Here is an 11639-nt window from a genome sequence, read left to right on the forward strand (position 1 = left end):
GGTCAAAATAACATATGTGTGTGACAAATAAAGGGAAACATGTACAAGTTGATTTCGTAATAATGATTTAAATGTCTAGATAAGGGGATGGAGTATGGTTGAATTAGAAATTAGGGTGGAGTGTCTTAGGAAAGAACAAATAGGCGATATTGTAGCATTATCTTCTTATATTGGATGGGATTATAACAGAGAAGAAGTTGAAACAATTTTCAACTCAGGTATTGTATACGGTGTATGGAATGAGAGAAAAGAACTTATTGCTAGCGCAGCAATAATATTATATGGGGAGGCGTTAGCATCTATCGGAATGGTAATTGTACATTCAGATTATAAGGGAAGAGGAATTGGAAAGATGATAACAGATTCATGTATTAAGAGTGTACTAGCTCATACTCCCATTATGTTGATTGCTACGGATGAGGGAAAGCCTTTATACGAAAAGTTAGGATTCAGGGAAGTAAGCTATGTTTCTAAATATATATGTAACTCGTACAATGCGAATAATCATTGTATAAAAAATGAAGATTATATGATGAATTATGAAGAGTGTGATTTAGAAAAAATAATAAAAATAGATGAAAATGCGTTTGGAACAAATCGAAAGGTGTTTTTAAAGAAAAGGATTATGCAAAGTGAACAATGCAATGTTGTGAAAGATAAGGAGCAAAATGTACTAGGATATGGTTTGAGTATACAAACGCCAGAAAATAAAATAATAGGACCAGTCGTTGCTAAAAATAATGCGATGGCAATGAGAATAGTACATGATTTAGCAAGAGGGCATAATGGAAAATTAAGAATGGATGTACCAGAAGGAAAGAACGATTTTATGAAAGAATTAGAGATTGCTGGTTTTAAAAAGGTGAATACACCACCAATTATGATGAAAAATAGTAATCGGTTATTAAAAAGAAATGGTGAACTATATAGTATTGCAGCACAAATTTTTGGATAAAAAAAGAATCCTTTTAAATGAAGGATTCTTTTTTTATCCCGCTATTTGCCGGGCAGTAAGACTCCCACCCAAAAAATTCAGCGGAAGCAAAGAAGTTAGGTGGGGGATCAACAAACCACCACTGATTAAAGTTTCACTTTATCCAATTTAATCACGATATTGGTCATGAGTTGGCTGAAAGAGGTCTTCCTCGATATCTCTCACCATAGAAAAATTATCAACGTTATAATGACCGTGTAAAGTTTTATTGTGATGACCAATAATTTGTTCTGCAGACAATACGTTAGAATCAGTTGTTGAATGCCCGTTTTTAATTAATGTAACGTCAAATCCTTGTACAGTTGCTGTCCTAACCGCAGTGTCAATGCAATGTTCGGTTTTACATCCGCCTATAACAATATGATTAATGTTTTCTTCTTTTAAAAGTTCAAGTAAAGAAGTGCCGTAGAATGAATTGGTTGCTGCTTTATTAATAAGGATTGCAGACTGGGGTACTTGAATTTGATTATGTACTTCAAATCCTTCGCCACTACCAGAAGCAACATCGATATCTCTTACGAAAACAATAAGAGCATTTGAATCTATTGCTTTCTGCAGTGCTGTATTTAGTGTAGATAATAGCTCGGTTTTGCGAAAAACTTCATTTTCTTGCTCATTTCCATCAATTAATTCTTGTTGAGCGTCGATAATTAATAGTGCTTGTTTCATCGTGTCTCCCCTTTAATATGAAATAAGTTCCACTTTACATATTCCTTCAGGTTGTTAGGAAATCCTCCATTGTAAGCGAAGTAGAAGATTGATTTACAAAGTTGTCAAAGAAATTTCATTCTCATAGCGTGTAAAAACATGTATGATAGGAGATGGAGAATTTTTGAGTAGGTGGGAATAACATGCAAACAGTAGAAGATTATCTTTCATTCTTACATACGAAAGGATTTAAATTATCAGAGGAAGCGCAAGGGTTTATTATGTTCGGACAAGGATATACTGGTGCGTCTGATGGGATTGTGAACGCAGCAATAGAAGCGACAATTAAACATCAATTACAGTTTGATGGTAGTTATTTCGTTGCGTTATTAGAACGATTGAAAGAAGAAGAAATTACAGATAAAAAAAGCGCTAAGGCTTTTATGCGGAAGTTACAAGCGTAACTTCACGCAGCCTGCGCTTCTTTTTTTGTTTTGGAAGGTAATTCAACAAAAATCATGCCTAGGAAAATACATAGACATCCGATAATAGCAGAAATAGAAAGTTGTTCATTTGCAACGAGAACGCCTGTTAAGGCAGCAAAAACGGGCTCCATTGCGAAAATAATTGCTACTCTCGTTGGAGAAGTGTGTTTTTGTGCCGATGTTTGAATGAAAAAAGCAATAGATGTTGCAAACAGGGCAGTTAGAAAGAGTGCGAATAAAAAGGATTGATTCGTCCATAGTGATACTGAAAATAACTTTTCCCAATCTTCAAACAAGAAAGCACAAATAGAAGAAAATATACCAACAGCTAATACTTGAGATGTGCTTAATAATAAAGGTGATATTTTTTTAGAAAAGAAGCCGTTAATAAGAATATGGGCAGCGAAAGCGACTGCACAACCGAGAACAAGTATATCTCCTATATTTACTTGGAAAGAATCAGCAGCTGTTAATAAGTACAAACCTGTTGTAGCTACAGCAATACCAAGTACGATGAAAATGGTAGCTTTTTGTTTTAAAAAGATAAATGATAAGATTGGGACCATAACAATGCTTAGCCCAGTTAAGAAACCTGCTTTTGAAGATGTTGTATAGAGTAAGCCAAATGTTTGCAATAAATAACCGACAAATAAGAAAAACCCAACGATTATCCCTGCCGTGCAACTATGTTTTATATCTTGTTTTGAAGTTTTTTGTGAGAAAATAATTTGAACGAATAATAAAATAATTCCAGCGAATAAAAAGCGAATACCATTAAACGTAAATGGACCAACGAAAGACATAGCGTTTTGAACGACAACAAACGTAGCTCCCCAAATAAAAGAGACAAATAATAAAGCAAGAGGAGCAATCCACTCTTTTTTCACACTCATACCCCCGTTAATTTTGTAAGATAGCTTTTCTAGCTAATTCATCAGCTACTTTATTTTGACTACTTGGAATCCACTTAATAAAAAAGAGATCGAAGTTTTTTATGTACTGCAGCGCTTCATCTAAAAGAGGTGCAAATATTTTATTTTTTGCGTATTCCTTTTCAACAGCCCGTTCGACAAGCTGGGAATCTGTACGAAAAGAGACAGTGCTATAATTATGCTCGATGCAATATTTTAATGCTAGAAGTAAAGCGCGGTATTCTGCTTCATGATTGGACATTGTTCCAAGTGGTAATGATAATTGTACAGGTGGCTGAACGCCTTTAATAAACACTCCTGCACCAGAAGGACCAGGATTTCCTTTTGATGCACCATCAATATATACTTCAATCAAAATGAGAAACCTCCAAATTATAAGATTATCCCCTACTTAAATGCTTTTTGAAGTAGGGGATAGAGTAGTTATCCGATTGTGATGCTATAACGACATGTAAATGTTTCATTCGCTTGTAAAGATTGAATTCCCTTTTTGTCCTTGAAATCTTTTGCTGGATTTATTTCATCAGCGATTCCATACCAAGGTTCAATACATAAGAAAGGTGCGTTATCCCCTGGTGTCCATACGCCGACAAATGGGAAGCCATCAAATTCTACTTTTACAAATTTATTATGTTTATGAGAACGAATCGAAATTTCATTCGTATTCATATTTTCAAAAATAAGCGCATCATTTTTGAATAAATCATATGTAAGTGGCAATTCAGTTGTATTTTCAGCGATTAATTGCTTTTTGTTTGAAAGATAAGGTCCTTCTAATACGCTTGTTTCTAAGCGTTCCGAACCATTAAACGATAAATGATAATCTGTAAATGATTCACCGTCCAATAAAGGGAAGTTGAAGCCAGGATGTGCTCCGATTGAGAAGAATATCTCTTTAGAAGTAGGATTGTTTACTTCATATGTTATATGAACGCTTTGTCCATCTAGCTCATAAGAAACGAGTAATTCGAATTCGTATGGGTATTTTTTTAATGTTTCTTCATTACTAGTAACGATATAAGTGATTTTTGTTTCGCTTTGTTCTTTCACAGAGAAAGTAAGATCACGAGCGAAACCGTGTTGTGTTAATGAATATGGTTTACCGTCTACGTAGTATGTATTATCTACTAATCGGCCGACAATTGGGAACAAAATTGGTGCACGGCGTCCCCAATAAGTAGAATCACCTTGCCATAAATATTCTGTGTTGTCTTCTTTTAAGCGAACGCTCTGTAATTCTGCACCTTTGTCAGAAATGGAAACGATCACTTTTTCATTTTGAATTGTTGCTGTCATGAAGTGAAACCTCCTAAATCTTTCATATGTTTCATTATACGTTGTCTAAAAGGAAAAAGGTAGTTTATGATAGGAATCTATTGACGAAAGAGGGGCTACGACGTAAAATATAATCTTGTTGCTTAAAAAACGAATAACGTGGTTCGAAACCATCCCACGTAAAAAAACTAAGGAGATTTTGTCATGAATATTAGAACTTTAGTCGGTAATGGTATTTTAGCGGCATTATATATTGCTGTTTCTATGCTTATTCAGCCATTTGGCTTTACGAATGTACAATTTCGTATTTCAGAGATGTTTAATCATCTCGTTGTATTTAACAAGAAAGCAATTTACGGAATTGTATTAGGTGTATTTTTAACGAATCTCTTGTTCTCACCTATGATCGCTTATGATTTAGTATTTGGAGTAGGTCAATCTATTCTTGCATTAGTTGCAACGATTATTTCTATGCGATTTATTAAAGGTGTTTGGGCTCGTATGATTTTTAATACAGTTATCTTTACGATTACAATGTTTATGATTGCAATTGAACTTCATCTTGCATTGGGTTTACCATTTATGTTGTCTTGGTTAACATGTGCAATCGGTGAATTTGTTGTCATGGCGATTGGTATGCCTGTAATGTACTGGATTAATAAGCGAGTACAATTTGAAAGATTTATGTAATAGATGAAAGAGCTATTCCTATAGGGATGGCTCTTTTTGCATGTGATAATATTGAATATAATTCTTTGACTCTTGATAAAATATAATAAAATAAAGTGAGGCTTTTATTAGCTGGCTACATATAAGAAGTCTTACATAAGGGGAATGTAGTATGAAATATAAAATTCATTGGTTGTATAAAACGAAGCGCGGATTGCAGACGGAATTAACAACAGAGTATATGAACATAGAAGAAATACTTCAATTTGCAGAGGATTTTGAGAAAACAGGAAGAGTAAAAGAATTTTCATTTTATGATGAAATGGACGCAGAATGGTCATTAAAAGAGATGAAAAAGTTAAGTAAGCAAGTAGAGGAAGAGCCCCAAGAAATACTCGTTTATTTTGATGGGGGGTATGATGTGCAAACGAAAGAAGCTGGCGTTGGTATATGTGTGTATTATAAAAAAGGAAATACAAACTACCGCATTCGCCGCAATGCATATATAGAAGGTATATATGATAATAATGAAGCGGAGTATGCATCACTATTATACGGTATGAATATACTCGAGGAATTAGGGATTAAATATGAAGCAGTTACACTTCGCGGCGATTCTCAAGTTGTATTGCAGCAATTGGCCGGAGAATGGCCTTGTTATGATGAGCATTTAAATCATTATTTAGATCAAATTGAACAAAAGGCGAAGCAAATGAAATTAAAACTTGTATGTGAACCGATATCTAGAAAACAAAATAAAGAAGCACATCAATTAGCAACGCAAGCATTAGAAGGGACAGTCATTGATAGTCATAAAGAAATAACCGAATAGAGAGGTGCAAAGGTGGATAAAAAGCAACTCATTACAGAGGTAAATGACTTATTAGAAACATATTGTGAAGGATGTTTCTTGCGAGAACATAATCGAAAGACAAATAGTAAGTATTATGCTCATTCATTTTGTATAAGACAATGTACAGTTGGAGAAACATTGAAAAAGTATGGAGAACAGTTGTCATAAAAAAACATCCAGAGAAAATTCTCTGGATGTTTTTTTAGTGCTTTGCTTCGTTTAATTGCTGCTCGCATTTGCTTAGTTTCTTTTCCTCGTTCATTAAAAATGGTTCATCTAAATCTACTGCAACAGATTTCATAATTTCAAGCTGTGAGCGAGCTGCTTCTACTGCAGTAGTAGCATGCTCTAATGTATCTGGATCCATTGAAATTGTTGCTGATCCTACCATTTTTTGTGCTGTTTCTACACGGAATTTTACTTCTTCAAAATCATTTACTTCTGATCCCATTGTTACTGCCTCCTTTGTATATTGCGCATTTCACATAGTTTTTGCTCTGTAAAACGGAAATATACAAAGGAATAATAAAGGAGGTTACCAAGTAAGGTAACCTCCTGTTATATGTTGGATTAAAGTTTTACTACGTTAGCAGCTTGAGGTCCGCGGTTACCTTCAGTAATGTCGAAAGATACTTCTTGACCTTCTTCTAAAGCTTTGTAGCCGTCTCCTTGAATAGCAGAGAAATGTACGAATACATCGTCAGCGCCTTCCATTTCGATAAATCCAAAACCTTTTTCGTTGTTAAACCATTTTACTTTTCCTTGCATGCTATAATTCCTCCTAAAAGCGTTTACTATTTTCATTTAGTGAAATTCATTTAAAAAATAATATAAACTAGAAATGCTATATTCTTGAATATTCTGCTAAATGATTAATTTAAATATACACGAATTGGGAGAATTTAGTCAAGTAAGCGATTTTATTTTTTGTATTTTTAAATAATTTTTCAGTCAAATTTTTAAATAGGTATAGGACAGGCCGAGTATGTAATATTCTTAATTGAATGCTATACATAATGAGGTGAAAGAATGAATAAGTCTTACTTATTAGATAATGAAGAAATGAGAACGAGAACCGACATACCGGATTGGGTTGCAAAAGAATTTGAGATTTTTTCAAGTGTCGTGTTAGAACCAACTTTTCCATGTTATTTCGGTTTAACAGCTTTGAAAAAGAATGAACTTCGCTATTCATTTCTTTCTCATAATGATTGGAGTCATTTGCCACATACAATGTTATCTTTTTTAGAGTTAATGAAAGAGAGGCCGATTGTAAGGAGGGGCTTTTTCCTTTTTATAGAACCGGAATGTGAAGAACAATCACTCGAATATTACCGTGATTCCTTTTGGAAAGTGCTACAGTATTTACATGAAAACGATAATCAAGCATGGCCAAAGCAAATTCCTGAAGATCCAGACCATTATTTATGGGAATTTTCATTTGGTGGTGAGCCAATATTTGCATTTGGAAATGCGCCAGCTTATAAACAACGAAAAACTAGACATTTAGGGAATTCTCTCGTTATTGGGTTTCAGCCACGCACTATTTTTGATGGATTAGAGGGAGATCGTCCTAAAGGAGCATATTCAAGACAAATGGTCCGTGAGCGAGTTGAAAAGTGGGATCAATTGCCGAAACATCCTAACATTAGTCATTACGGTGACCCAGAGCATCGTGAATGGAAACAATATTTCATAGGAGACGATGTAGAACCAATAAAAGGGAAATGCCCTTTTCTTCATAAGATAAAAAAGTAAGAGCCATCACCTAGATGGCTCTTTTGTATATTTTGGATAAAAAAGGGTATTTTATTATGAAAGCTAGTCTATTTTTTCAAATTATATCATTAACTAGTAATAAAGAGAGTAGAAAGGATAGAGCGATGTTTGGAGCAATTATACAGCAAATCGTATTAGGTATTTCATTAGCTGCACCAGTAGGGCCGATTAATATTGAAATGTTAAAACGAGGAATTGAACGTGGGTTTTGGCATGCTTGGGTTGTTGGAATTGGTGGAATGACTGCAGATGTTTTATTTATGTTACTCATTTATTTCGGTTTATCTTCTGTGTTTATGTATACATATGTACAAGCCTTCATGTATTGCACGGGTTTTTTCTTGTTATTTTATTTAGGATTTCAAAGTGTAAAACAAGGAATTTTCCACTCGAATATGGAATATAAAAAAGAAGAGGTAGGTGGCCTTAAGCAATCGTTTATGGCAGGATTTTTAATTGCGATATCCAATCCATTAAATCTTGTTTTTTGGTTTGGTATATACGGAAGTACACTTAGCTCATTACTTACGAAGGTAACGAAACAAGAAGCTTTTTTGTACAGTCTTTGCATTATTGCTGGCATTATTTTATGGAATTTAAATATTGCTTTTTCTGTACATTTTGGAAGAACTTTATTAAAACCAAAAGCACTTGGCTACATAACAGCTGGAGCAGGTATTATTTTAGTAGGTTACTCTATACATTTTGCATACAAAGCTTTACAGTTGTTCACATAAGATTGAAGGGGAGATTTTTATGTATCGAACCACTATTGACGGAAAAGAAATTATCATTACGTTAGCGCCAAAAATCCGAAAAGAAATTACTGATAGAAATCCACTATATGAAGCGGTATTTCATAATGCTGCAAGATTGCTACAAACAAAGCAACCGACGTTTGCAGTAAATCATGAAATATTTGGTCTCATTATTGGAGAAGTGCAAAGAGGAGAAGTAACAGTGTTTGCAGTGGAACATATTATTCCGAAGCAAAATATATTTGGACCAAATAATTTTTTCTCGACAATAGAACAGCAGGCAAATTTGTAAAGTGAATAGAATAAGAATAGAAAAGAAATAGTCGTAACGATATGTTGCGGCTGTTTTTTGAGAAAAGGGGGAAACAAGATGAAGAAAGTGGGGAAAGAGTTCTTTTTACAACATGATATCGTTATTATGTATAGCATTCTATTTATTTTCATTATTATTTTAAAAATGCAATTTTTCTCTTGGGTTGGCATGTTAGCATGTATGTTTGGGATTGTTTTCTATACACTTAATGAATATATGACACATCGTTTTTTATTCCATATAAAGCCACCTAAAAACACATTTCTATTAAAAATGTTAAGAAGATTACATTATGATCACCACGTATATCCAGAGGATTTAAAACTTTTGTTTTTACCTGTATGGTTTAGTATACCTAGTTTTACTATTTATTTGCTTATAGCATATGGTATTACAAAAAGTGTTACTATTACACTTTCATTTGGAATCGGAATGATTATCATGCTGCTCGTTTACGAATGGAAACATTATATTGCCCATAGACCGATTCGTCCCGTCACTAAGTTTGGAAGATGGCTAAAAAAACAACATATATTACACCATTATAAAAACGAAAAGTTTTGGTTCGGTGTTTCAAATCCAGTATTCGATTTTATATTTGGAACACTTAAAGACGGAAAAGATGTTGAGTTAAGCGAAACAGCTCGTAATTTGGAAAAGGAAAAAAAGACAAAAGTAGTGCGTTAAGCACTGCTTTTGTCTTAATGAAGAAAAAAAGTAAGGTGTCACTTTATTTTGAAAAAGTATATTAAAAATTTGAGGGAAATTGCCGAAAAATGTCTATCGAAAAATCTTTGCATGAATGTATGGATTGTCTAAAATGAGTATAAGTTTCTGAATATTTATAAAATTTAGTCTTTAGGTATGCAAGGGGGAAGTGTATTTCAAGTAAGAGAGGGGATCGGTTAATGAAACGAGATGATACGTCAGCACGTAAGTTGCAAAATGAGGTGAATTATACAGAGGTTGTTCAGTCGGAAGAATTTCAATTGTTATTAAATACGAAAAAGAAGTTTATCATTCCAATGAGTATTTTCTTTTTTAGTTTTTTTATTGCATTACCTATTTTAACGTCGTATTCAAAGGTGCTTAATACACCTGCATTTGGTGACGTTACATGGGCGTGGGTATTTGCTTTTTCCCAATTTATTATGACATGGGCACTATGTATGATTTATAGCAAAAAAGCAGAGTCATTTGATGAAATCTCCCAAAAAATTCTGCAAGATATGCAAAAAGGGAGGGGCTGAACTTGAATACTACTGCATTTGCACTATTTTTAATTATTGTTCTTGGTACGCTCGTCATAACATATTTTGCATCGAAAAAAACGAAAAATGCGAGTGAATTTTATACAGCCGGAGGGGGATTAACTGGTTGGCAAAATGGTCTGGCCATCGCTGGAGATTACATGTCTGCTGCTTCATTTCTTGGTATAGCCGGAGCAATCGCATTAACTGGGTTTGATGGATTCTTTTATAGTATCGGTTTTTTAGTTGCTTATTTAGTTGTACTGTATCTTGTTGCAGAACCGCTTAGAAATTTAGGAAAGTACACTTTGGCGGATATGATTGCAGCACGCTTTGATGCGAAAAAAGTTCGCGGAGTTGCAGCTCTTAATACGATGACGATTTCTATCTTTTATATGATTGCACAATTAGTTGGCGCGGGTGCACTTATTAAATTATTATTAGGGATTGAATATACGACATCTGTATTAATCGTTGGAACACTTATGACGGTGTATGTTATTTTTGGAGGTATGACAGCAACGAGCTGGGTACAAATCGTAAAGGCTGTATTACTTATGGCTGGTACGTTTATTATTTCTGTTATCGTTTTCGCAAAATTCAACTTCAGCGTGACTGAAATGTTCGCTCAAATGAAAACAGCTACACCTTTAAAAGATTCATTTTTAAATCCAGGTGTAAAGTATAAGGATGGTCTTGATACACTTTCTTTAAATTTAGGACTAGTACTTGGTACAGCTGGATTACCACATATACTTGTCCGCTTTTTTACAGTACGTGATGCAAAAACTGCGCGTCAATCTGTCGTATATGCGACGTGGTTAATTGGTGCATTTTATATTATGACGATTTTCTTAGGATTTGGTGCGGCAGCGTTTGTAGGAAATGAAGCGATTATTAAAGCGAACCCAGCTGGTAATATGGCGGCACCTTTATTAGCCAAAGCGTTAGGTGGAGACTTCTTATTTGCTTTCGTATCAGCAATTGCTTTTGCAACGATTTTGGCTGTAGTGGCAGGTCTTGTATTAACAGCAGCATCAGCATTCGCTCATGATTTTTATAATGAAATCATTCGTAAAGGAAAATCAACGGAAAAAGAGCAAGTATCCATGGCTCGTTATGCATCTATTGGAGTAGCGATACTATCTATCATACTTGCATTATTTGCCCAAACATTAAACGTAGCATTTTTAGTATCATTAGCATTTGCAGTTGCAGCGAGTGCAAATCTACCAGTAATTTTATTTACAATATATTGGAAGCGTTTTAATACAACGGGTGCTATTTCGGGTATGATTGTAGGTCTCGTATCAGCAATTGTTCTCGTAGCGTTGAGTCCGAATGTTTGGAACCCTGTAGCTGGAAAAGCTATTTTTGTTGGGGAAGCGTTATTCCCATATACGACACCAGGAATTATTTCAATTCCACTCGGATTTCTTGCAGCATATTTAGGAACGGTTTTATCTAGTAAGAAAGAAGATGCAGCGAAATTTGATGAAATTCTCGTGAAATCTAATACTGGTCATGGCATTAGCGATGCGTCTTCACATTAAATAAAAGAGGAGCTTTTCGATAGATAAGAAAAGCTCTTTTTTCTTTTGTCATTTTCTTGTAAATATTACTGATTTGTAAGTAGGATTTGTCTTAATTTTGTGGAATGAAAATAGCAGGGAGAAATTTAAG

17 protein-coding genes and 1 riboswitch are annotated in these 11639 nt (G+C 34.3%); of the genes, 11 read left to right on the plus strand and 6 right to left on the minus strand.

The window, feature by feature from the left end:
* The first annotated feature begins 94 nt into the window (after window positions 1-94).
* Window positions 95-955 carry a GNAT family N-acetyltransferase gene (locus H6481_RS05150; protein WP_000229748.1) on the plus strand — a complete coding sequence of 287 codons (861 nt, stop codon included), beginning with the start codon at window positions 95-97 and terminating at the stop codon, window positions 953-955.
* A 147-nt stretch (window positions 956-1102) separates the two neighbouring features.
* Here H6481_RS05150 and H6481_RS05155 read toward each other — a convergent pair whose 3' ends face one another.
* The gene (locus tag H6481_RS05155) at window positions 1103-1663 is read right to left on the minus strand and encodes a cysteine hydrolase family protein (protein ID WP_061666864.1); all 561 of its coding nucleotides are present in this window, start codon (window positions 1661-1663) and stop codon (window positions 1103-1105) included.
* A gap of 182 nt (window positions 1664-1845) precedes the next feature.
* Here H6481_RS05155 and H6481_RS05160 point away from each other — a divergent pair, with 182 nt between their 5' ends.
* Window positions 1846-2106, plus strand: a complete 261-nt coding sequence (locus tag H6481_RS05160; RefSeq protein ID WP_001195212.1) for a DUF6123 family protein — start codon at window positions 1846-1848, stop codon at window positions 2104-2106.
* A gap of 2 nt (window positions 2107-2108) precedes the next feature.
* On the opposite strand, the gene H6481_RS05165 is transcribed toward H6481_RS05160, so the two are convergent.
* From H6481_RS05165 to H6481_RS05175, 3 genes are all read right to left on the minus strand, one after another.
* A complete protein-coding gene (locus H6481_RS05165) occupies window positions 2109-3014 on the minus strand; it encodes a DMT family transporter (RefSeq protein WP_120459962.1) in 906 nt (301 codons plus the stop codon).
* Between the two features lie 13 nt (window positions 3015-3027).
* Window positions 3028-3414 (minus strand): reverse transcriptase-like protein, encoded by a 387-nt coding sequence (locus H6481_RS05170; protein WP_000573877.1) that lies wholly within the window; start codon window positions 3412-3414, stop codon window positions 3028-3030.
* A gap of 68 nt (window positions 3415-3482) precedes the next feature.
* Window positions 3483-4355, minus strand: coding sequence for an aldose 1-epimerase family protein (locus tag H6481_RS05175; protein ID WP_063546955.1), 873 nt, complete (start codon window positions 4353-4355; stop codon window positions 3483-3485).
* 132 nt (window positions 4356-4487) lie between these two features.
* A riboswitch (PreQ1 riboswitch) is annotated at window positions 4488-4532 on the plus strand.
* Between the two features lie 6 nt (window positions 4533-4538).
* Here H6481_RS05175 and H6481_RS05180 point away from each other — a divergent pair.
* The 3 genes from H6481_RS05180 (at window position 4539) to H6481_RS05190 (ending at window position 6024) form a co-directional block, all read left to right on the plus strand.
* Window positions 4539-5024: a QueT transporter family protein gene (locus H6481_RS05180; protein ID WP_001026480.1), complete on the plus strand. Its 486-nt coding sequence runs from the start codon at window positions 4539-4541 to the stop codon at window positions 5022-5024.
* A 151-nt stretch (window positions 5025-5175) separates the two neighbouring features.
* On the plus strand, window positions 5176-5835 hold the full coding sequence (locus H6481_RS05185; RefSeq protein ID WP_182811125.1) for a ribonuclease H family protein: 660 nt from the start codon (window positions 5176-5178) through the stop codon (window positions 5833-5835).
* A gap of 12 nt (window positions 5836-5847) precedes the next feature.
* Window positions 5848-6024, plus strand: coding sequence for a zinc-finger domain-containing protein (locus H6481_RS05190; protein ID WP_000358801.1), 177 nt, complete (start codon window positions 5848-5850; stop codon window positions 6022-6024).
* Between the two features lie 34 nt (window positions 6025-6058).
* Here the strand turns inward: H6481_RS05190 and H6481_RS05195 are convergent, their stop codons facing one another.
* Complete coding sequence (locus H6481_RS05195) at window positions 6059-6307, minus strand: DUF2564 family protein (RefSeq protein WP_000534400.1); 249 nt, start codon at window positions 6305-6307, stop codon at window positions 6059-6061.
* A gap of 119 nt (window positions 6308-6426) precedes the next feature.
* Window positions 6427-6624 (minus strand): cold shock-like protein CspB, encoded by a 198-nt coding sequence (gene cspB / locus H6481_RS05200; protein WP_001161731.1) that lies wholly within the window; start codon window positions 6622-6624, stop codon window positions 6427-6429.
* A 261-nt stretch (window positions 6625-6885) separates the two neighbouring features.
* Between cspB and H6481_RS05205 the strand changes: the two genes are divergently transcribed.
* The 6 genes from H6481_RS05205 to H6481_RS05230 all read left to right on the plus strand — a co-directional run bounded on the left by H6481_RS05205 (window position 6886) and on the right by H6481_RS05230 (window position 11509).
* Window positions 6886-7614 carry a YqcI/YcgG family protein gene (locus H6481_RS05205; RefSeq protein WP_182811127.1) on the plus strand — a complete coding sequence of 243 codons (729 nt, stop codon included), beginning with the start codon at window positions 6886-6888 and terminating at the stop codon, window positions 7612-7614.
* 14 nt (window positions 7615-7628) lie between these two features.
* Window positions 7629-8372, plus strand: a complete 744-nt coding sequence (locus tag H6481_RS05210; protein WP_113304022.1) for a LysE family transporter — start codon at window positions 7629-7631, stop codon at window positions 8370-8372.
* 19 nt (window positions 8373-8391) lie between these two features.
* A complete protein-coding gene (locus H6481_RS05215) occupies window positions 8392-8685 on the plus strand; it encodes a hypothetical protein (protein WP_000286361.1) in 294 nt (97 codons plus the stop codon).
* Between the two features lie 78 nt (window positions 8686-8763).
* Entirely contained in the window at window positions 8764-9393 is a 630-nt protein-coding gene (locus H6481_RS05220) for a sterol desaturase family protein (protein ID WP_000755393.1), read from the plus strand.
* Window positions 9394-9614: 221 nt separating this feature from the next.
* A complete protein-coding gene (locus H6481_RS05225; RefSeq protein ID WP_023521588.1) occupies window positions 9615-9956 on the plus strand; it encodes a DUF485 domain-containing protein in 342 nt (113 codons plus the stop codon).
* 2 nt (window positions 9957-9958) lie between these two features.
* Entirely contained in the window at window positions 9959-11509 is a 1551-nt protein-coding gene (locus tag H6481_RS05230; protein ID WP_001098239.1) for a sodium/solute symporter, read from the plus strand.
* Window positions 11510-11639 lie beyond the last annotated feature (130 nt).

The sequence above is a fragment of the Bacillus sp. ME78 genome (assembly GCF_903970865.1).
In the GTDB taxonomy this organism is placed as follows: Bacteria; Bacillota; Bacilli; order Bacillales; family Bacillaceae_G; genus Bacillus_A; species Bacillus_A cereus.